Here is a 20,676-nt window from a genome sequence, read left to right as displayed (position 1 = left end):
TCGGGAAATTTGGCTTTTCCGCAACTTCTTGAGGGACTCGGGAGTCGTATTAAGTGGGGCGCGTTAGTGAACGAGGGGAATTGGACTGGCACACAGGCTGCCGCACTGTGGGTGCAATGTCCTGACTGACGCGTTAATTGGGGGCCCCTTCATCACGACGGGGAAAGGATGGGCCATGCCTGTCGACCTGAACAACGCACAACCTCTGGCCTGGGATTCGGCCTCGCTCAACGCCGACACCAAGGCGATGCTCGACAACCTGCAGCCGAACATCCTGCGGGCGCACGTGCGCGAGTACCTGACCGTGTTGTTCGTGCGCTTCAACGACGTGGCAGAAGGCAAGCGATTCCTGCGCCACGTCGCCACCGCCCACATGAAGTCCGCGCGCAAGCACCTTGAGGAAATCCGGGCCTTCAGCCGTGAGCGGCGGCCGGGCAGCGCGTACGTGGGGGTCGGGATCAGCAAGGCGGGCTACCGCGACCTCGGGCACTCCGTCGAGGACGTACGCCGGTTCGGCGACAAGGTCTTCCGCGACGGCATGAAGCGGCGGATCGCCCTGGTCGACGACCCGCCCGTGGAGCAGTGGGAGAAGACCTACCAGCGGGAGATCCACGCCGTCATCCTGATCGGGGACGCCAGGCCGGAGCCGGTCGAGCGGCTGCGCGAGGAGATCCTCGGCGAACTGCCGCAGAGCGCCCGACTGCTCGGCGAGGAGACCGGCCAGGGCATGCGCAACCCGGCCGGTGACGGGATCGAGCACTTCGGGTACGTGGACGGCCGCAGCCAGCCGCTGTTCCTGAAGGACGAGATCGACCAGGAGCCGAAGGAGCACTGGAACCCGGCGTTCCCGCTCAGCAACATCCTGGTGGCCGACCCGTTCGCGCCGAACCCGGCCCGGCACTTCGGCAGCTACTTCGTCTTCAGGAAGCTGGAGCAGAACGTCCGCGCGTTCAAGGAGATCGAGCGGGACCTGGCCGACGGCCTGGCCCTCACCGGCGCCGACCGGCCGCGGGCCGGCGCGATGCTGGTGGGCCGCTTCAAGGACGGGACGCCGGTGACCAGCAAGCCCAAGGCCACCGGCGGCCCGGTGGCGAACGACTTCACCTTCGACGCCGACGACGGCTCCAAGTGCCCGTTCAGCGGGCACATCCGCAAGACGAACCCGCGCTCGTTCGGCCGCAACGTGCTGATGGCGCGCCGCGGCCAGACGTACGGCGAGCGCACCGACCAGCCCTGGGACGAGGAGCCGCCGGAGACCAGGCCCAGCGGTGACGTGGGCCTGCTGTTCATGGCGTTCAACTCCAGCCTGCTGGAGCAGTTCGAGTTCACGCAGCAGTCGTGGGCCAACAACCCGGACTTCCAGAACCCGGGCACCGGTCACGACCCGGTGATCGGACAGGGCGACCGGGACATCAAGGTCACCTTCCCGAAGGTGTGGGGACGGCCGGAGCAGTCCTTGCCGCAGCCGCAGGTCGCCCAGACGGTGACGATGCGCGGCGGCGAGTACTTCTTCATGCCGTCGCTGGCGTTCCTGCGCGGTCTGTAGTCCAGCCTCCGCAGCCTTCCCGGGCCTCCCGGGAAGGCTGTGAACTGGGGGTTTAAGATCATCTCGGGGGGATCCGGGATGATGCGCGCGTTTCTGAAGACCGAGGCGGGAAGCACCGTCGTACTGCTGGCGGCCACGCTGGCGGCACTGCTGTGGGCCAACTCCCCCTGGGGCGACAGCTACGAGACGTTCTGGCACACCCAGGCCGGGTTCGCCTTCGGGGCCACCGAGTTCTCGCTCGACCTGCGGCACTGGGTCAACGACGGGCTCATGACGATCTTCTTCTTCGTCATCGGCCTGGAGATCTCCTACGAGGTACGGCTCGGCCAGCTGCGCGACCGGCGCCTGGTCGCCGTCCCCGCGGTCGCCGCCCTGGGCGGGATGATCGTCCCCGCCGCCGTCTACCTGGCCTTCAACGCCGGCGGCCCGGCCGCGGGCGCGTGGGGCGTGCCGATCGCCACCGACACCGCGTTCGTGCTGGGCCTGCTCGCCGTGGTCGGCGCCCGGTGCCCGGACCCGCTGCGGGCGTTCCTGCTGACGCTGGCCATCGTGGACGACGTCCTGGCCATGATGATCATCGCGATCTTCTACACGGCCTCCCTGTCGGTGCCGGCGCTGATCGCCGCCGCGCTCCTGCTGGCCGCGATCGTGACGCTCCGGTGGCTGAAGATCTGGCGGGCGCCGGCGTACATTTTGCTGGGGTTCGCGCTGTGGGTGGCGACGCTGGAGAGCGGCGTGCACCCGACGCTGGTCGGGATCGCGCTCGGGGTTCTGGTGTTCGTGTACGCGCCGAGCGACCACAAGCTGCTGCGCGCGGGCGAGGCGGTGCAGCAGTTCACCAGCGAGCCGTCGGCCGGCGCGGCCCGCGAGGCGGCCAGGTCGGTGCAGCGGGCGGTGTCGGTGAACGAACGGCTCCAGCTGCGGCTGCACCCGTGGAGCAGCTATGTGATCGTGCCGGTGTTCGCGCTGGCCAACGCCGGTGTCCGGCTGGACGGGGAGACGCTGCGGCAGGCGCTCACCTCGCCGGTGACCCTCGGCATCGCGCTGGGCCTGGTGCTCGGCAAGTTCGTCGGCATCTCGATCGGCACGTGGATCCCGCTGCGCTTCAACTGGGGCGTGCTGCCGGGCAACCTCGTGTGGGGCCAGGTGCTGGGCGGCGCGGCGGTGTCGGGGATCGGGTTCACGGTGGCGCTGTTCATCGTGGACCTGGCTTTCGAGGACGCGGCGCTCGCCGCCCAGGCCAAGATCGGCATCCTGGCGGGCTCGCTGCTGTCGGCGCTGGCAGGCTGGATCGCGTTCAAGCTCGCCTGGGACCGGGGCGGCGTGTGCGCACCGCCCGACGCGGAGCCGGAGGAGGAGCTTCCGGTGCTGCTGGCCGTACCGGTGGGGCCGGGTGACCACGTGCGGGGGCCCGCGGACGCGACGGTCACGATCGTGGAGTACGGCGACTTCGAATGCCCCTTCTGCGGGCGGATGCACGGGGTGCTGCAGGAGCTGATGGAGCGGGACCCGGACGTGCGGCTGGTGTTCCGGCACTTCCCGCTGCGGAACATGCACCCCCGCGCGGTCGCGGCGGCCCTGGTCGCGGAGTCGGCGGCCGACGAGGGCCGGTTCTGGGAGATGCACGACATCCTGTACGCCAACCAGCGGTTCCTGACCGACGAGGACCTCGGGCACTATGCCGCCGAGCTGGGTGTGGAGCCGTGGAAGGACGTGCCGCGGCACTCGCGGCGGCTCGCCGGAGACGAGCGGTCGGGGCGGGACGGCGGGGTGCGGGGCACGCCCACGCTGTTCTTCAACGGGGTCCGCCACCAAGGTGCGCTGGACGCGGAGTCGATCTTTCGCGCGGTGGAGGAAGCCCGAAAATCCCCATAAGGTCGAGAAGATCTCCTTACCGATAGATATGGGGCATGGAATTGAGCATGATCAACCTCTTGATCCATATCGTGATGTTCATCGCCTTCGGCGCGGGGGCGGTCATCACGGGACTGGCCAGGCGACGGCATGGCAAGGGCGCGTTGCTGGGCATGTTCGGCTGCATCGTGCTGATGATCGACGTGCTGCCGACGGTCGCCACGTCCGTCTTCGCCCCGTCGATCGCCCGGGACCTCGGCTTCTCCACGGCGTCCACGATCTTCGGGCTTCTCGGGCTGGTGAACATGGCGCTGACGCTGGTGGGCTTCGGCCTGCTGGTGGCGGGCGTGGTCGCCCACCGCGGGCCCCGTCCGGAACCGCAGGCGCCCGCGTGGAACCAGCCCTCCCCCTACCCCCAGCCCGGGTACGGCCAGCAGGGCTACGGCCAGGGCTACGGCCGGCCCGGCACCCAGCAACCCGGCTTCCCCCAGCCCGGCCCGGCCCCTCAGCCCGGCTTCCCCCAGCCCGGCCCCACCCCGCAACCGGGCACCCCCGAGGCTCCGCACCCCGGTGCGGTCCCGCAGCCCGGCGCCCAGCAGCCTGGCGGTCCTCAGTACGGTGATCCGGCCTACGGTGGCCCCTCCTACGGTGGCCCGTCGTATGGTGGCGCTCCGCAGCCCGGTGGCGCGCCTGCCCCGCAGCCGGAGGCCGCGCCCGGCGAGCAGCCTCCCCCTCCGCCCTCCGGCGCTCAGCCGTGGTCCGACCCCGGCCGGCAGGGCTAGCCGCACAGCTACTCCGCCCAGCCCGGGTGATCGTCCCCCCTGGGCCGGGCGGGCCACCCCGCACAGATGTGACAATGTCTGGAAATCATCGGTGCGATTTCCGGGGGAATCATGACTCCACCGCAGCAGGGACCGCAGTATCCCGATCCCGAGGAGACGGTACGCCATCGCTGGCCCCACGCCGGCCAGCAGCCCCCGGACCAGTCAGACCCGCACAACCAGGGACCACCAGGACCACCGCCGCCCCCGCAACAGGTCTGGCCCCCGCAACAGCCCGGCCCGAACCCGGCGTGGCCCCCGCAGTACTCCGGCCCCCAGCAACCGCCCCCGAACGGCCCGCACCACCAACCCGGCCCAAACCACCCGCAGACCGGCCCGCAACAGCCCCCGCGCCAACCGCCTGGCCGGCATCAGACCTGGCCACCCCAGCAACAGCCCGGCATACCGCCACACGCCCCGGGACAGCCACCCCACCAGCCAGGCCCGCACCACCCCCAGACCGGCCCGCAGCAGCCGCCCGGCCACCACCAGACCTGGCCGCCGCAAGGGGTTCCGCCCCAGCAGTCCGCCCCGCAGACCTGGCCGCCACAGGGAATGCCACAGCAGGGGATGCCCCAGCAGGCTCGGCACCAGGGTCAGGACGGGCTCGGCGAGGGCACGGTGCGCCTGCCGTACACGCCGGACATGCTCCCCGACGTCGAGCAGTACGAGGCCGCGACCCCGAAGTCGGGCTGGTGGTGGGTGATCGTGGTGGGCGGTCTGCTGCTGCTGGTGGCCGTGGTGGCGGTCGGCGTCATCTTCTGGGTCAGGAGCACCGGCCTCTAGTCCGCCCGGGTCAGCTCCATGATCCAGTTGGTCTCCCAGGTCTTCTCCCCGTCCACCGAGAACGCCTGCTCCCACCGCGCCTCGTCCCCGCTGATCCGGGTCCAGATGAAGCGGGCGCGCACCGGCGTGCCCTGGTGCTGGTCGTCGCCGTAGAACTCGCCCCGGTCCCCCTGCCAGGTGCCGCTCATGGGCGGGTCGAAGCGGCCGGTACGGGTGCTGGCCCAGTGGATGGTCCAGCGCTGCTCGTCCACGTCGAACAGCCGGACGGTCAGCCCGCTGAACCCCTTCGTGGGAAACTCCACCTCGTCGAAGTGCGCGCCACCGGCGAAGTGGCTGCTCGCGACCGACCGGCCGGGGAACTCCTCCCACTCGTCGCTGCCCGCCAGCCATTTGGCGAGCCGCTTGTTGTGGATGTTCCAGGCGCCGGTGAAGAACTCGAATCCGTTCATGGCCTGGACGCTAAGACCGGCTCACTGACATCTATTGTCAGTGGCATGCGCGCTTCCCGCCTGGTGTCGATCCTCCTGCTGCTGCAGACGCGCGGCCGCATGACCGCGCGGGAGCTGGCCGAGCGCCTGGAGGTCTCGGTGCGCACGATCTATCGCGACGTGGAGTCCCTCCACACCGCCGGAGTCCCCCTGTACGGCGACGCCGGAACCAACGGCGGCTACCAACTGCTCGACGGCTACCGCACCCGGCTGACCGGCCTGACCAGCGACGAGGCCGAGTCGCTTTTCCTCGCCGGGCTGCCGGGTCCGGCCGCCGAGCTGGGGCTGGGGGCGGTGGTCACGGCGGCCCAGCTCAAGCTCATGGCGGCGCTGCCGGTCGAGCTGCGCGACCGGGCCGGGCGGGTCCGCGAGCGCTTCCACCTCGACGCGCCCGCCTGGTACCGGGAGCGCGACCCGCTGCCGTTCCTGCCCGCCGTGGCCGACGCGGTGTGGCGCGATCGGGTGCTCGACGTGCGGTACAAGAGCTGGAAGGGCGAGGTGACCAGGCGGCTGGAGCCGTACGGGCTGGTCGTGAAGGCGGGCCGCTGGTATCTGGTCGCCCGCAGCGGCGAGCAGGTGCGCACCTACCGGGTGTGGCAGATCCTCGACCTGGTCGTCCGTGAGGAGGCGTTCAGCCGCCCGGACGGTTTCGACCTGGCCGCGCACTGGCAGGAGTATCTGACCGAGTTCCAGGCCCGCCTGCGCCAGGGCGAGGCCGTGGCCCGGCTGACGCCGCGCGGCATGGACCGGTTGCGGGAGATGATGACGCCGGGCGTGGTGGGCGCGGCGGAGGCGACCGCACGGCTGCTGCCCGACGGCAGGACCGAGGTGACGCTGCCGATCGAGTCGGTGGAGCACGCGCTGGGCGAGTTCCTGCGCCTGGGCGCCGACGTCGAGGTCCGCACCCCGGCGGAGCTCCGCGAACGCGTCATCGCGACCCTGGATGACCTGACCGCCCGCTATCGCGAGACTTAACTGGGGGTATGGGGTGTTATAGCCCTTGAGGAGCCGTCCATGGACCTCCGCGACCACCTGCTCGTCCAGCTCTCCACCCGGGACGTGTACGACGCCCTGATCCTCGGCGACCGGCCGCACTCGGGGCTGGTCTTCACCGGGCAGGCGGCGCACGAGGCGGTGCGGATGGTGCGCAGGCGCGGCTACACGGCTCCGGTCCTCGCCGACCGCCGCCGCTACGCGGGCTCAGGACGGGTCAGGGGTACGGCGGGCCTGTCGGCGCACTGGATCGCCGACCAGGTCGAGGCCCGGGTGACGGTTCCGCTGACCGACTCCGGCTACGTCGGCCGAGGCGACACCGAGGCGCTGCACACCATCCTGGACCAGGCGAGCCAGTGGGGCGAGGTCGTGGCGGTCCTGCCGGTCCACGCCGACTGGCTGGGCCCCGGCCTGCCCGCCCTCACCACCGCCATCGCCACCTACGGCCTGCCCGTCGCCCTGGTCGTGGAGGACGCCGCCCCTCCACCCGCGCGGACCCCGGGGTTGCCGTTGCTGTCGGCGGGCGTCGCGGCATTGGGGGCGCTGGCCCATGGCGCGCCCTGGGCGGCGGTGGGGGTTCGCGAGGTGCTGCGGCATCTGTACCCCGAGCCGCATCAGGCCCGCGGCGGCTGGCGGAAGGGCGGGGCCAGGAGCGCGCTGGTGCCGGAGCTGCTGGAGTTCGTGCCGGTGGAGCGGCTGCCCGAGGGCGTGTGCGGCTGCTCGGTCTGTCACGGCCGTCCGTTGCGGCACCTGGCCGAGGCCGGGGAGCTGGAGGTCAACACCCACAACGTCACCGTGCTGCACCGGCTGCACGCCCGCATGCTCCGCTCTACCCACCGGGAACGCTGGTGGGCCGAGCTTCAGCCTGCCAGCAGTGCGTCCACCGTTCCGCGCCCAGCACCGTACGGCCGGGCACCTCGCTCGCACACACCGGCAGCGCCACCGGGCAGCGCGGATGGAAGCGGCACCCGTCCGGCGGTGCGATGAGGCTCGGCGGCTCCCCGCGCGCGGCGAGCTTCGGGACGGGCGCCGAATGGCGGGCGGGATCGGGGGCGGAGTCGAGGAGGAGCTGGGTGTAGGGGTGCCGGGGCGACTGGGTCAGGACTTCGCTGGGGCCGCTCTCGATCAGCCGGCCCGCGTACATGACGGTGATGTCCTCGGCGAAGTACCGGGCGCCGGCGATGTCGTGCGTGATGTACAGCAGGGCCAGCCCGCTGTCGGCCGCCAGCGTCTCCAGCAGCCGCAGCACCCCGAGCCTGATCGACACGTCCAGCATCGACACCGGCTCGTCGGCGATCAGCGCCATCGGCCGCACGGCCAGCGCGCGGGCGATGGCGACACGCTGGCGCTGGCCGCCGGACAGCTCGTGCGGCAGCTTGTCCATGAACTGCTCGACCGGCGTCAGGCTGACCCGTTCCAGCAGCTCGGCGACGAGCTCCTTCTCGTGCGCCGCCGAGCGCGCGTGGCCGTGCAGGCGCAGCGGCCTGGCCAGGTGGTAGCGGACCCGGTGGAAGGGATTGAGGGAGGCGAAGGGGTCCTGGAAGATGAGCTGCACCTGCCGCCGGTACGCGCGGAAGCCGGTCACCTTCCGCCCGTGCAGCAGCACCTCGCCCGACGTGGGCGGGTACACCTGGGCCAGCAGGCGGGCCACGGTGCTCTTGCCGCAGCCGCTCTCGCCGACGAGCGCGGTCGCCGTACCGGATCGCAGGGTGAGGGAGACGTCGTCCACGGCGTGCACGGTGCCGCGGCCGCGGGCGGCCTTGAAGTGCTTGGTGAGGTTGCGCCCTTCGAGCACGATCTCGCTCATCGGACCCCCTTTCCCTCGTTGAGCAGGCAGGAGACCCCGTCGCGCAGGGACGGGGTGATCTCCCGGCAGTCCGGCAGGGCGTGGCGGCAGCGCGGGTGGAAGGCGCAGCCGGGCGGCAGCGCGCGCAGGTCGGGCGGGGTGCCGGGGATGCCGAGCAGTTCCTCGCGCGGACCGTGCAGGCGGGGGAAGGAGCGCAGCAGGCCCAGCGTGTACGGGTGGCGGGGCGCGTCGTGCAGGGCGCGGGCGGAGCCGGTCTCGACGACCCGGCCGGCGTACATGATGGCGATCCGGTCGGAGATCTCCATGAGCAGCGACAGGTCGTGGGTGATGAAGACGACGGCGAAGCCGTACTCCTCGCGCAGGGCGCTGATCTCGTGGAGGATGTCGCGCTGCACCACCACGTCGAGGGCGGTGGTCGGCTCGTCCATGATGATGATCTCGGGGTTGAGCGCGAGCGCGATGGCGATCGCGGCGCGCTGGCGCATGCCGCCGGACAGCTCGTGCGGGTAGCCGCGACGCCGGTCGGCGCTGATCCCGACGCGCCGGAGCAGCTCAACCGACCGTTCTCCGCGCATCTTCCTGGTCATGGTGGGCCGGTGGATGCGGAGCACGTCCTCGATCTGCGCGCCCACGGTGCTGACCGGGTTGAGCGCGTTCATGGCCGACTGGAAGACGACGGCCAGCTCCGCCCAGCGGAAGGCGCGCAGTTCCTCGCCGCGCAGGCCCAGGACGTCCACGGCACCGCCGTCGGCGCGGTGGTAGGTCACCGTGCCGCCGGTGATCGTCGCGGGCGGGCGCAGCAGGCGGCCGATCGCGTGGGCGAGCGTGGACTTGCCGCTGCCGCTCTCCCCCGCCAGCCCGAGGATCTCGCCCCGCCGCAGGTCGAGCGAGACGCCGTCGACGGCGTGCACGGCGCCGCTGTTCGACTGGTAGTCGACGCCCAGGTCGCGGATCTCCAGGACGTTCATGCGCGCGCCTTCCGAACCTTGATCGTACGCAGCCGGGGGTTGGCTATCTCGTCCAGGCCGAAGTTGACCAGCGCGAGCCCGGTCCCGATGAGCGCGATGCAGAGCCCTGGCGGCACGAACCACCACCACGCCCCGATGAGCAGCGCCTGCCCGTTCTGCGCGAAGTAGAGCATGCTGCCCCAGCTCACCGTGGACAGGTCCGCCAGGCCGAGGAACGACAGCCCGGCCTCGGCCAGGATCGCGCCCACGACCGTCGCCAGGAAGCTCGTGGCGATCACCGGCAGCAGCACCGGCAGGATCTCGAAGAAGATGACCCGGATCGGGCCCTCGCCGCCTGCCCGCGCCGCCTCGACGAAGTCGCGCCGCCGTACCGACAGGGTCTGGGCGCGCAGGACCCGCGCGCCCCAGGCCCATCCGGTCACGGCGATGACCACCGCGACCGAGGTGACCCCGCGCTGGGGCAGGTACCCGGCGAGCACGATGATCAGGGGCAGCGCCGGGAGCACGAGGAAGATGTTGGTCAGCACTGACAGCACCTCGTCGACGGCTCCGCCGAAGTAGCCGCCGACCAGGCCCACGGCGATCGCGACGGCGGTGGCGATGACCGCCGAGAGCAGGCCGACGCCGAGCGAGACGCGGGAGCCGTACACGATCTGCGTGAGGATGTCCTGACCGGTCTGGGTCGTCCCGAGCCAGTGCGCGGACGAAGGTCCCTGCAGGCCCGCGTCGCTGGTCGCGGCCGGGTCGGCCGAGATCAGCAGCGGCCCCGCGAGCGCCATCAGCGCGAAGAAGACGAGGATGCCGGCGCCTATGCGGATCTTCATTGGCGCGTCCTTGGATCGAGGAGGACATAGGCCAGGTCGGCCAGGAGGTTCGCGACCAGGACGGCCAGCGAGATCACGAGGAAGATGCCCTGCATGAGCGGGAAGTCCTCGTTCTCGACGCCCTTCAGGAGCATGGAGCCGATGCCCGGATAGGAGAAGACGATCTCCGTCAGGACCGATCCGCCCACCACGAAGCCGAGCGAGAGGGCGAAGCTGGTGATGTTGGGCAGGATCGCGTTGCGGGCGGCGTAGGCCCACATGACGCGGCGGCTGGTCAGGCCCTTGGCCTCGGCCATCACGACGTAGTCCTCGCCGAGCGTGGTGACCATGACGTTGCGCATGCCGAGGATGCGGTCGGCCATCGAGGCGACGACGATCGTGACCGCCGGCAGCGTCGCGTGGTAGGCCACGCTGGCCAGGAAGTCGCCGGTGAAGCCGGGCGTCACCTCCAGCCCGTAGGCGCGCGAGCCCGGGAACCACTGCAGCGTCGAGCCGAAGACGAAGACCAGCACGAGCGCGACCCAGAAGTACGGCACCGCGTGCAGGAAGGTCGCGGCGGGCAGCACCCCGTCCAGCCAGGTGCCGCGCTTCCACGCCATGAGCACGCCGAGCGAGGTGCCGACGACGTAGCTGATCAGCGTGGCCACGCCGACCAGGCCGATGGTCCAGGGCAGGCTGTCGGCGATGACGGTGGAGACCTCGGTGGGGAAGAACGTGATCGAGCGCCCGAGCTCCCCGCGGAAGAGGTTGCCCAGGTAGTCCACGTACTGCGTCCAGAGTCCCGCGTCGCTGATCCCGAACGCCTTCTTCATCGCCTCGACGGCGGCCGGGTCCACGTTGCCCTTGAGCCTGGCCACCAGCAGGTCGACCGGGTCCCCCGGCATCAGCCGGGGGATCAGGAAGTTGAGCGTGACGGCGGCCCAGGCCGTGAGCAGGTAGAACCCGAGCCGCCTGGCCAGGAACCTCACGTGCCCGCTGGCCTCAGGTTGAGCAGCACCACGGCGGCGTCGGGCGAGGTGTACGGCGAGGGCATCGCGTACGGGTCCTGCTCGGAGGGCCAGCCGACGTACTTGCTGGTGCGGAACTGCGCCCAGGCCGGGCTGTAGAACAGCGGCAGCACCGGCTGCTTCTCCACCATGATCGTGCCGAGCCCCTGCGCCGCCTTCTGCTGGGCGGCCAGGTCGTCGGTGGCGGCGTAGTCGTGGATGAGCTTGTCGCTCGCCGCGTCCTTCCAGCGCTGGTAGTTGCCGGTGGCGGCGGTGCCGACGGGCTTGGCCAGCTCGCTGAACAACAGCGAGCGCATCTGGAAGTACGGCGAGGCCCCGGCCGGCGTGGCCCGGATCGACAGGTCGTAGCTGCCCTTGCCCACCTTGGAGACCCAGTCCTGGAAGGCGACGCCGCGGGTCTCGACGGTGATGCCGACCTTGGCCAGGTCCTCGCGGATGAGCTGGGCGGCGTTGACCCAGTCGGTGAACGGCGAGGGCACCAGCAGCTGGAACTTCAGCTGGGCCGGGTCGACGCCCTTGAGCAGTTCCTTGGCCTTCGCGATGTCGACCTTGTAGGCGGCGTCCTTGTAGGCGGGCGGCAGGAACGCCTCGCCGCCGGGGATGGGGATGCCGGTGGGGTGGGCGACCTTGGTGTAGCCGCGCTCGGCCACCTTGACGATCTTGTCGCGGTCGATGGCCAGGCTGATGGCCTGCCGTACCTCGGGCTTGGACAGGACGGGGTGGGTCAGGTTCGGCAGGAGGGCGACCACGCCCTCGGGCGGGAAGTAGTACTTGTTGGTCTCGGGCTTGCCCTGGACGTAGATCTTGTCGATGTCGGGGACGAACGCGCCGGCCCAGTCGATCTCGCCCTGCTGCAGCCCGGTCTGGACGGCGTTGGCGGTGTAGGCGGGGAACCTGACCGTGGGGACGACGGGCTTGCCGGGCTGCCAGTAGCCCGGATTCTTCGTCATCTCGTAGAGCTGGGCGGAGAACTTGGCCAGCTTGTACGGCCCGGTGCCCACCGGCTTGGGGTTGGTGAAGGTGACCGCGTTCTCCTTCTCGAACAGGTGCTTCGGCACGATCGCCGTGCTGCCCGAGATGTTGAAGAGCTTGGCGTAGGAGGTCGACGTGAAGTCGAGCTGAACCTTGTCCGGGGCGAGCGCCTTGGCTCCGGCCAGCTCCACGGCGCTCTTGTTGAGCTCCGGGTGCTTGATCATCGTCTCGAAGGTGAAGACCACGTCGTCGGCGGTGAACGGCTTGCCGTCGGTCCACTTCACGCCCTGGCGGAGGGTGAAGGTGAGCGTCTTGCCGTCGTTGCTCCACGCGTGGCTCAGCGCCAGCCACGGCTTGGTCTCGCCCGGTTTGAGCTTGTTGAAGTACTCGAGCGTCTCGTAGATCATCCCGGTGGTGCCGAAGTTGACGCCCTCCAGGTGGAACGGGTTGAAGTTCTCCTGGAAGGTGCCCGAGTCGATCGCGTGCACGACCAGCGGCGGCGCCGCCGCGCCCGGCCCCTTCTGCCCTCCCCCGCCCGAGCAACCGGCGAGCACCAGAGCGACGGCGATGATCGTTAAACGTTTCATCAGAAGGTTCCTCTCACCCGCAGATCACGGGATCCCACCGGGGCGGCGAACGCCTGCGCGCGGCGGAATCCGGCAGGCGCGCCCCGCACGATCGTGAGCGCCCGGTAGTAGTCGACGTAGGGGAAGCCGTAGGTCTCCCCGCGGGCGTAGGCGTAGCCGGTGATCGCCCGCGACCAGATCTCGTAGGCCTCCTCGGCGATCTCGACGAACACGTCGGGGCGGAAGCCCTCGGCGTCCTCCCAGTTGTCGGCGTAGTAGAGCTGGGCGGCCCAGTGCGCGGGCAGGTCGCGCTCCAGCGTCTTCAGCCCGCCGTAGAAGCGGGCGTCCTCGACCACGCGGTGGGTGCGGGCGTGGTCCTTGTGGATCGAGGCGCTCCAGTGGGTGAGGAGCACGTCCGGTTTCAGCTCCCTGATCAGGTCGCCGACGCGCGTCTTGACGTCCTCGTCCTCGGGGAGCAGCCCGTCCTCGTAGTCGAGGAACCTGGCCCGCGCGCCGATCGCGGCCGCGAACGCCTCCGCCTCCTCGCGCTTCTGCGCGGCGTAGTCGGCCACGGACATCCGGGGGTGACCGCGCTCGCCGAGCGTGAGGTGCAGGAGCGTCGCCTCGTGCCCCTCAAGGACATGCTGCGCGAGTACGGCTCCCGCCGTCAGATCCATGTCGCCGGCATGCGCGCCGATGGCCAGGATGTTCACGCGCTCCACCTCATGACGTGGAAACGCCTGGTCACCTCGTAGCCCGCCTTGGTGTAGAGCACGCCGGCCGGGCTGGCCTCGCCGGTCCACAGGAACCACGAGGAGTGCAGGCCCTCGGCGCGCTTGGCGGTCATCGTGAGGTGGAGCAGGATCTTGCCGAGGCCGGTGCCGCGTTCGCCCGGGTCGACGCCGAAGGGGCCGAAGCGCTCGGGGATGCCGCGGTAGGCCGCGTAGAGCGCGAAGCCCACGATCTTTTCCCGTTTTTTCGCGATAATCATGCGTTCGACGGATTTATTGTGGCGGATCGCCTCGCCCCAGTCGGGGTTGAAGACGTCGGCCGCGAAGCGGATCAGCTCGGGCAGTTCGCCGGCGGTGGGGTGGCGGAAGCCGTACCCCTCGCTCTCGCGCTTCTCGCGCAGGGCGTGCACCTCGGGCGGGGTCGCGTAGCCGACGAGCGTGCGGTCCATCGCGACCGGCGAGTACAGCGTGGTGAAGCCCATCGCGCCGAGCAGCGCGAACGCCCGCGGGTAGAGCTCGGCGTCGACGCCGGGCAGGACGTAGTTGGGGGTGTAGGAGGCGAAGTCGACGCGGGTGCGCCCCTGATCGCGCAGGAACGCCAGCGCCTCGCCGAGCAACCGCCGGCCGAGCCCGGAGCCCCGGTGACCCGGGGCCACGAAGAAGAACGGGATCCACCCGGTCTCCGGCTCCAGGTCGGTGCCTGGCGCGAGGGGCGTCTGGCGGCGTACCGCGTAGGCGCAGCCCACCACCCGGCCGTCCGCGACGGCGACACGCAACCCGTCGGGGTCGAAGTTGGGGTCGAGCAGGACGCAGTCGCGAAACCACGTCGCGGTCGTCGGGTCGGCGGGCAGGCTCTGGTTCCAGCAGTCGATCAGTGAGGGCTCATCCCCCGCGACGAACGCGCGGACTGTGACCGTCATGAACAAGAGCTTTCCGACTGGTAAGCGCTCTGGTCAATAAGTTCGGGAAGAAATTTTCTCTGCGCCCGAACCTCTAGAAACTTTCCTTCGCCTCCGGTAAGTATGGAACGTTGCCCGACTGATTAGGCATGACAACCGACACACGCGGCGCCGAGCCGTCTAGCGTCAGGTGTATGGACCCAGACGAACCTGACATCCTGGGAACCCCCGGTTACGACTTCCGCGCCCACCAACTCTGGCGCTGGACCGACTCCCCGTGCGACGCCGCGATCCGCGCCGCACTCGACACCGGCCTCACCTCCGCCCGGCTCAGCCTCGACGACTTCTATGTGCTCATCACCTTCGCCCGCCGCTGCACCCTCGCCGCGGCGAGAACCGCCGACCCCAGCCACGTGCGGTACGCCTACGCCGCCCTGGCCACCCTCGACCTGAAACGCGTCGACTGGCGCGACGGAACCTGGGCCGCCAACCTCGTCACCTGGGCCGCCCAGCGCCTCGGCCTGGACGCCCCCGCCCTGGCCGCGGCGGCCGCCGAACACGCCAGCCCCGAGACCGGCGAGGTGCTGGTGCGCTCCACGACCCAGCACGTCGACATCAGCGCCGACTGGGGCTACCTGCCCTGGCAGACGCCCGGCGGCCTCGTCCTGCTCAGCACCGAGCACGAGCCGTACTCCCCCGACGCCGACCTGGCCGCGGTCGGCATCGCCATGGCCGTCGAACTGGAGAACGCCGGATACCTGGTCGGCGAGGTCACGGTCGGCAGCGACCTGCCCGCCGTCTGGGTGGACGACCGCGAGAAGCTCACCAAGAAGCTGGCCGGCTGCGCCTATCTGCGCGGGGAGCAGTCGGGCGTCGACGACGGCGTCCTCGTCTTCTTCGCCGAGGCGCGCGGCCCGTCACGGGCCAGGGCGATCGTGGCGGCCGCGGGCGCCTACGAGCACGCGCTCGCCTTCGCCGAAGGGAAGATCGCCACCATTCTCATCGCCCAGCCCGGCCACGCCCTGCCGCTCATCCACTTCGAACCGGCGCTCAGAAGGGCTCTGGAGAGCGCGTGACCTCAGCCCCGGCCGACGAACGGCATCGTGGTCGCCATCACGGTCATGAACTGCACGTTCGCCGCCAGCGGCAGCCCCGCCATGTAGAGGACGGCGCTCACCACGTGCTCCACGTCCATGCGCGGCTCGGGCGCCGTCGTCCCGTCCGCCTGCAGCACGCCCTGCGCCATCCTCGCCGTCATCTCGGTGGCGGCGTTGCCGATGTCGATCTGCGAGCACACGATGTCGTACGGCCGGCCGTCCAGCGACAACGCCTTGGTCAGCCCGGTGATCGCATGCTTGGTGGCGGTGTAGGGCGCGCTGAACGGCCGCGGCGCGTGGGCCGAGATCGACCCGTTGTTGATGATCCGCCCGCCCCGCGGATCCTGCCGCCGCATGATCCCGAACGCCTGCCTGGCACACAGGAAGGAGCCGGTGAGGTTGGTGTCCACCGCGGTACGCCACTGCTCGACGTCGAGCTCGTCCACGGGCACCGGAGGCGTACCCGTGCCGGCGTTGTTGAACAGCAGGTCGACCCGTCCGAACCGCTCCCGCACGGCCCCGAACAGCGCCGCCACCGACCCCTCGTCCCGCACGTCGGCGGGGACGACCAGCCACCCGCCCTCGTCCGGCGGGCCCGCGGTCTCCCGCAGCGTCTCCTCCCGCCGCCCCGCGGCCACCACCGCGTAGCCGGCCCCGCGCAGCCCCCTGGCGACGGCCCGCCCGATCCCGGACCCCGCCCCGGTGACGACGGCGACCTTGGATGCCTTGGTCATGCCCGGCAAACTACCATCATGACCTGGGACGAGTACCTCTACGAGACCCACACTCCCGAGCAGTTGCACGGGTGGGCGAACAGCCTGGCGTACTTCCACTTCTGCCGCGCCTACGGCGGCCACTCCAACGACGGCGACCGCCTGCTGGCCGCGCTGCGCACCGAAGACCCGGCCGGGATCCTGACCGTGCTGGGCCTGCCGGTCAAGCGCATCCCGCCCGGCACCCCGCAGGCAGTGCCGGGCCAGGGCTACACCGTCCAGGAGTACGCCCTGTTCCCCAGCCCGATCCCCGGCCACCCCGACCTGGACCAGCCCGGCTGGGTCACCCTGGCCGGCCACCCGGCCCACGTCTGGGCGACGGCCACCACCCTCACGATCAGCGTCCACGACGCCACCGACGTCTACACGGTCACCGAGTCCGCGGTGACCGCCGCCCGCGCCATGGAAGAGCTCCTCACCCCGCTCTCGGCCCACGTCATCGACCCACCCCAGAACGACCGCAACTGCATCTGCCTCCATCGTTCGACCGCGGGTGAAGTGTCGGGTTCCTAGGCTGCTTGTGTGACATTTGGGGAAATGCTGGCCGTGTTCGGCGCCGGCGCCGGGGCGGGGGCCATCAACACCGTCGTCGGCTCCGGGACACTGATCACGTTTCCGGTCCTGCTGGCCACCGGCCTGCCCCCGGTCACCGCCACGGTCTCCAACGCCCTCGGCCTGATCCCCGGCTCGATCAGCGGCGCCATCGGCTACCGCGAGGAACTGCGCGGCCAGCGGCGGCGCATCCTGCGGATGAGCGCGGGCGCGCTGGTGGGCGGAGTCACCGGGGCGGCGCTGCTGCTGGTGTTGCCGGCCGCCGCGTTCGAGACGATCGTGCCCGTGCTGGTGGGCCTCGCGCTCGTCCTGATCGTCCTACAGCCCTGGATCGCCAAGGCGGTACGGCGCCGCCGGGACCGAAGCGCCGACCCCGACGGCGGCCCGGTGCTGCTGACGGGACTGACGCTGGCCAGCGTGTACGGCGGCTATTTCGCCGCCGCCCAGGGGATCATCTACATGTCCCTGATGGGCATGCTCCTCGACGAGGACATGCAGCGGCTCAACGCCCTCAGGAACGTCCTGGTCGCCGTGGTCAACACCGTGGCCGCGCTCTTCTTCCTGCTCGCCGCCGACTTCGACTGGACCGCCGTGGGCCTGCTGGCAGTGGGTTCCGCGATCGGCGGCCGAGCGGGGTCGGCGCTGGGCCGCCGGCTCAGCCCCGCGGTGCTGCGGACCCTGGTCGTGGCCGTCGGCACCGTGGCACTGGTCCAGTTGCTGGCCCGCGCCTAGTACCTCTGCAGGAAGAGGGCCTCGGTGAGGGCCATGCGGGCGATCTCGTCCGGGTCCACGCTCTCGTTGGGCGCGTGCATGAGCGTGAGCGGCTCCTCGACGCCCATGAGGATGATCTCCGCGTCCGGGTAGGTGTCGCGGAAGACGTTGCACAGCGGGATGGATCCGCCCTGGCCGAGGCTGACCGACTCGACCCCGTAGGCGTCCTTCATCGCGCCGCGCAGCGCGGTGTAGGCGGGCCCGCCGGTCTCGGCCAGGAACGGCTGGCCGGAAGCCTCCCGCTCCACCGTCACGCGCACGCCCCACGGAGCGGCCGCCTCCAGGTGCGCGATCAGCGCGTCCTGGGCCCGCACCGGGTCCGTGCCGGGCGGCACCCGCAGGTTGAGCCGGGCCTTGGCGTGCGGCTGGATGGCCGAGGCCGAGCCGACGACGGGCGGGCAGTCGATGCCGAGCACGGTCAGCGCGGGCCGCGCCCACAGCATGTCCGAGACGGTCCCGTCGCCGAGCGGCGTCTCGCCGTTCAGCATGTGCGCGTCGGCGGCGAACTGCCCGGCGGGGTACGGCGCACCACTCCACGTCTGCGTGTTGTCCAGGCCGTCGACGGTCGTGTTGCCCTGGGCGTCACGCAGGGACGAGAGCATGTGGATGAGCGCGGCCAGCGCGTCAGGGGCGGCGCCGCCGAACATGCCGGAGTGCATCTCGCTGCTGAGCGCCTCGACCGAGACGACCACGTTGGCCAGGCCGCGCAGGCTGACGGTGAGCGCGGGCCGGCCGACGGCGGCGCCGCCGGTGTCGCAGACCAGGATGGCGTCGGCGCGCAGCAGGTCGGCGTTCTTGGGGACGAAGTCCTCCAGCCCGCCGGTCCCCTGTTCCTCCGAGCCCTCGACGATGAGCTTCAGGCCGACCGGCACGTCGTCGCCGAGGGCGCGCAGCGCGGTCAGGTGCATGAGGATGTTGCCCTTGCAGTCGGCGGCGCCCCTGCCGTACCAGCGGCCGTCGCGCTCGGTCAGCTCCCAGACCGGGCTGTTCCAGGCGTCCTCGTCCAGGGGCGGCTGGACGTCGTAGTGGGCGTACAGCAGCACCGTCTTGGCGCCGGGCGGGCCGGGGCGCTCGCCGTACACGGCCTTGCTGCCGTCGGCGGTCTCGGCCAGGCGCAGGCCGCTGAAACCGACCTGGGCGAACGCGTCCAGCACCCACTGGGCGGCCTTCTCGCACTCCTCCGGCGGGAACTGCCGCGCGTCGGCCACCGACCGGAACGCCACCAGCTCGGCCAGATCCTTCTTCGCCCGCGGCATCAGCGCGGCGACGCGCTCACGCAACTCCATCGGATCACCCTTCGAGGTGGAGCCCGGCCAGCGCCTGGGCGAACTGTTGCTGCTTGTCCGGGCAGTACACCTTCACCGCCAGCCCGGCCCCCTCGATCAGGCGCTGCCCGGCGATGATCGGCCGCTGCCCCGGCCCGGCGGCGCCGTTGGTGAGCGCGGCGACCTTGGCGACCGTACCGGCGGGGTCGGCGCACAACTGACCGCCCTTGGTGCCCAGCGCCTTGGTCAGGACGTCGGGATCGACCGGGTTCAGCCCCGCCGCGACGAGCTCCTCGTTGAGCTGCTTGGCCTTGCTCTGCGCGGTGGCCGTGGCGTTGGCCGTGCGGGTGCCCCACATGATGGCCATGATGATCAGGACCACCACCACGAGCAGGCCGGTCGCGGTGTAGGTGATCCACCGGCTGCGCCGTTCCCCGTCGATGACGCGCGCGTGTGCCCCCATGACGTTCCCCTCACTCGCCCTCTGCGGCGGCCCGCCCGGGGTCACGCCAGGAGGGCCTGCTGAGCTTGATGAGCAGGTACGGCACCGCCAGCCCGACCACGATCAGCCCGCCGCCGACGATCAGGACGTAGACCAGCGGGCTCCCGGAGCCGAACTGCGACGGCGGCACGAACCCGATGATCATCGCGGCGGCCGAGGCCAGGAAGCCGACCACGCAGAGCAGGCCCAGGGCCGGGGCGCGGAAGCCGCGCGGGTGGTCGGGCTGGGTTCTGCGCAGCCGTACCGCCGCGACGAACATCAGCAGATAGACGATCAGGTAGATCTGCGTGGTGATCACCGACAGGATCCAGTAGGCGCTGGAGACGTCCGGGATGAACGCGTACAGCAGCGCGATGACCGTCGTGACGACGCCCTGGGCGACGAGGATGTTCTGCTGGATGCCGTGCTTGTTGAGCTTCTGCAGCGACGGCGGCAGCCAGCCCTCCTCACGGCTGATCATCAGCACGCCCTTGGAGGGCCCGGCCAGCCAGGTCAGCATGCCGCCCAGCGACGCCGCGATGATCATCAACCCGAAGACCGGCGTCAGCCACTGCACGCTGAAGTGGGCGAACATGGTGTCGAACGCCTGCATCACCCCGGCGGTGAGGCTGGTGCTGTCGGCCGGAACCACCCAGCTGATCGCCAGCGCGGGCAGAATGAAGATCACCAGCACCAGCCCGACCGCGAGGAACATCGACCGCGGAAAGTCCTTGGCCGGGTTCTTGAGGCTGGAGACGTGGACCGCGTTCATCTCCATGCCCGAGTACGACAGGAAGTTGTTGACGATCAGCACCAGGCTGGCGATGCCCGCCCACGGCGGCAGGATGTGCGCCGCGTCCATGGGCGCGGCCGACGGGTTGCCCTGGCCGAGGAAGACCATCCCGAGCAGGATCAGCACCGTTCCGGGGATGAGCGTGCCGATCACCAGACCCGCGCTGGACAACCCGGCCACGGTCTTCGTCCCCTGGCTGGACACCCAGACGCCCGCCCAGTAGACGACCACGATCACGATCGCCGTGTAGAGCCCGCTACCGGCCAGCTCGGGGTTGATGACGTACGCGAAGGTGCTGGCCACGAAGGCGAGCAGCGTCGGATAGTAGAAGATCGTCATCGCGAACTGGCACCACACGGCCAGGAACCCCAGGGGCTTCGACAGTCCTTGGCTGACCCAGTTGTAGACCCCTCCGCTCCAGCCGGAGGCGAGTTCGGCCGAGACCATGGCCGTGGGCAGCAGGAACACGATCGCCGGAACCACGTAGAGAAAGATCGCCGCCAGCCCGTACACGGCCATGCTGGGCGCGGAGCGCAGGCTGGCGACCGAGCTCGTGATCATGAATGCCAGCGCGACCCACGAGATCCACGCGGTGGCGGGCTTGGCCGCGACCGCCGCCTTCGGCGCCGCTCCCGAATCCCCCGGAACATCGACAGAGCTCATTCGACTACCCCCCACCGTG

At 70.7% G+C, this 20,676-nt stretch carries 20 protein-coding genes; 8 read left to right on the top strand and 12 right to left on the bottom strand.

The window, feature by feature from the left end:
• The first annotated feature begins 175 nt into the window (after positions 1–175).
• From ACIBI5_RS00265 to ACIBI5_RS00250, 4 genes are all read left to right on the top strand, one after another.
• Positions 176–1,546, top strand: a complete 1,371-nt coding sequence (locus ACIBI5_RS00265) for a Dyp-type peroxidase (RefSeq protein WP_397241596.1) — start codon at positions 176–178, stop codon at positions 1,544–1,546.
• Positions 1,547–1,624: 78 nt separating this feature from the next.
• Positions 1,625–3,421 carry a Na+/H+ antiporter NhaA gene (gene nhaA / locus ACIBI5_RS00260; protein WP_397241594.1) on the top strand — a complete coding sequence of 599 codons (1,797 nt, stop codon included), beginning with the start codon at positions 1,625–1,627 and terminating at the stop codon, positions 3,419–3,421.
• A 47-nt stretch (positions 3,422–3,468) separates the two neighbouring features.
• Complete coding sequence (locus tag ACIBI5_RS00255) at positions 3,469–4,182, top strand: hypothetical protein (RefSeq protein WP_397241592.1); 714 nt, start codon at positions 3,469–3,471, stop codon at positions 4,180–4,182.
• A 609-nt stretch (positions 4,183–4,791) separates the two neighbouring features.
• The gene (locus ACIBI5_RS00250; RefSeq protein ID WP_397241590.1) at positions 4,792–5,007 is read left to right on the top strand and encodes a hypothetical protein; all 216 of its coding nucleotides are present in this window, start codon (positions 4,792–4,794) and stop codon (positions 5,005–5,007) included.
• On the opposite strand, the gene ACIBI5_RS00245 is transcribed toward ACIBI5_RS00250, so the two are convergent.
• The gene (locus ACIBI5_RS00245) at positions 5,004–5,456 is read right to left on the bottom strand and encodes a hypothetical protein (protein ID WP_397241588.1); all 453 of its coding nucleotides are present in this window, start codon (positions 5,454–5,456) and stop codon (positions 5,004–5,006) included. The genes ACIBI5_RS00250 and ACIBI5_RS00245 overlap by 4 nt on opposite strands.
• A 45-nt stretch (positions 5,457–5,501) precedes the next feature.
• Here ACIBI5_RS00245 and ACIBI5_RS00240 point away from each other — a divergent pair, with 45 nt between their 5' ends.
• Positions 5,502–6,470, top strand: coding sequence for a helix-turn-helix transcriptional regulator (locus ACIBI5_RS00240; protein ID WP_397241586.1), 969 nt, complete (start codon positions 5,502–5,504; stop codon positions 6,468–6,470).
• Between the two features lie 847 nt (positions 6,471–7,317).
• On the opposite strand, the gene ACIBI5_RS00235 is transcribed toward ACIBI5_RS00240, so the two are convergent.
• The 7 genes from ACIBI5_RS00235 to ACIBI5_RS00205 are packed head-to-tail and all read right to left on the bottom strand — an operon-like array spanning position 7,318 to position 14,283.
• Positions 7,318–8,295, bottom strand: a complete 978-nt coding sequence (locus tag ACIBI5_RS00235; RefSeq protein WP_397241584.1) for an ABC transporter ATP-binding protein — start codon at positions 8,293–8,295, stop codon at positions 7,318–7,320.
• Positions 8,292–9,263, bottom strand: coding sequence for an ABC transporter ATP-binding protein (locus ACIBI5_RS00230; RefSeq protein WP_397241582.1), 972 nt, complete (start codon positions 9,261–9,263; stop codon positions 8,292–8,294). The genes ACIBI5_RS00235 and ACIBI5_RS00230 overlap by 4 nt, the downstream gene beginning before the upstream one ends.
• On the bottom strand, positions 9,260–10,087 hold the full coding sequence (locus tag ACIBI5_RS00225) for an ABC transporter permease (protein ID WP_397241580.1): 828 nt from the start codon (positions 10,085–10,087) through the stop codon (positions 9,260–9,262). Before ACIBI5_RS00225 ends, ACIBI5_RS00230 begins: the two co-directional genes overlap by 4 nt.
• Positions 10,084–11,055: an ABC transporter permease gene (locus ACIBI5_RS00220; RefSeq protein ID WP_379619245.1), complete on the bottom strand. Its 972-nt coding sequence runs from the start codon at positions 11,053–11,055 to the stop codon at positions 10,084–10,086. The genes ACIBI5_RS00225 and ACIBI5_RS00220 overlap by 4 nt, the downstream gene beginning before the upstream one ends.
• On the bottom strand, positions 11,052–12,653 hold the full coding sequence (locus ACIBI5_RS00215; RefSeq protein WP_397241578.1) for an ABC transporter substrate-binding protein: 1,602 nt from the start codon (positions 12,651–12,653) through the stop codon (positions 11,052–11,054). Before ACIBI5_RS00215 ends, ACIBI5_RS00220 begins: the two co-directional genes overlap by 4 nt.
• Positions 12,653–13,345, bottom strand: coding sequence for a PIG-L deacetylase family protein (locus ACIBI5_RS00210; RefSeq protein WP_397241576.1), 693 nt, complete (start codon positions 13,343–13,345; stop codon positions 12,653–12,655). Before ACIBI5_RS00210 ends, ACIBI5_RS00215 begins: the two co-directional genes overlap by 1 nt.
• Positions 13,342–14,283, bottom strand: coding sequence for a GNAT family N-acetyltransferase (locus tag ACIBI5_RS00205; protein WP_397241574.1), 942 nt, complete (start codon positions 14,281–14,283; stop codon positions 13,342–13,344). Before ACIBI5_RS00205 ends, ACIBI5_RS00210 begins: the two co-directional genes overlap by 4 nt.
• A gap of 173 nt (positions 14,284–14,456) precedes the next feature.
• Here ACIBI5_RS00205 and ACIBI5_RS00200 point away from each other — a divergent pair, with 173 nt between their 5' ends.
• The gene (locus tag ACIBI5_RS00200; protein ID WP_397241572.1) at positions 14,457–15,338 is read left to right on the top strand and encodes a hypothetical protein; all 882 of its coding nucleotides are present in this window, start codon (positions 14,457–14,459) and stop codon (positions 15,336–15,338) included.
• 2 nt (positions 15,339–15,340) lie between these two features.
• Here ACIBI5_RS00200 and ACIBI5_RS00195 read toward each other — a convergent pair whose 3' ends face one another.
• Entirely contained in the window at positions 15,341–16,093 is a 753-nt protein-coding gene (locus ACIBI5_RS00195) for an SDR family oxidoreductase (protein ID WP_397241571.1), read from the bottom strand.
• Positions 16,094–16,111: 18 nt separating this feature from the next.
• Here ACIBI5_RS00195 and ACIBI5_RS00190 point away from each other — a divergent pair, with 18 nt between their 5' ends.
• Complete coding sequence (locus ACIBI5_RS00190; protein ID WP_397241569.1) at positions 16,112–16,645, top strand: hypothetical protein; 534 nt, start codon at positions 16,112–16,114, stop codon at positions 16,643–16,645.
• Between the two features lie 9 nt (positions 16,646–16,654).
• Positions 16,655–17,416, top strand: a complete 762-nt coding sequence (locus tag ACIBI5_RS00185) for a sulfite exporter TauE/SafE family protein (protein WP_397241567.1) — start codon at positions 16,655–16,657, stop codon at positions 17,414–17,416.
• Here the strand turns inward: ACIBI5_RS00185 and ACIBI5_RS00180 are convergent.
• Genes ACIBI5_RS00180 through ACIBI5_RS00170 form a run of 3 tightly spaced genes read right to left on the bottom strand, consistent with a single transcriptional unit; the run spans position 17,413 to position 20,657 of the window.
• On the bottom strand, positions 17,413–18,741 hold the full coding sequence (locus tag ACIBI5_RS00180; RefSeq protein WP_397241565.1) for a dipeptidase: 1,329 nt from the start codon (positions 18,739–18,741) through the stop codon (positions 17,413–17,415). The two genes, ACIBI5_RS00185 and ACIBI5_RS00180, sit on opposite strands and share 4 nt — an antisense overlap.
• Positions 18,742–18,745: 4 nt before the next feature.
• Positions 18,746–19,183, bottom strand: coding sequence for a hypothetical protein (locus ACIBI5_RS00175; protein WP_397241563.1), 438 nt, complete (start codon positions 19,181–19,183; stop codon positions 18,746–18,748).
• A 10-nt stretch (positions 19,184–19,193) separates the two neighbouring features.
• A complete protein-coding gene (locus ACIBI5_RS00170) occupies positions 19,194–20,657 on the bottom strand; it encodes an APC family permease (RefSeq protein WP_397241561.1) in 1,464 nt (487 codons plus the stop codon).
• Positions 20,658–20,676 lie beyond the last annotated feature (19 nt).

The organism is Nonomuraea sp. NPDC050540, assembly GCF_044457485.1.
GTDB lineage: Bacteria > Actinomycetota > Actinomycetes > Streptosporangiales > Streptosporangiaceae > Nonomuraea.
This window is presented reverse-complemented; position numbering and strand designations above follow the sequence as displayed.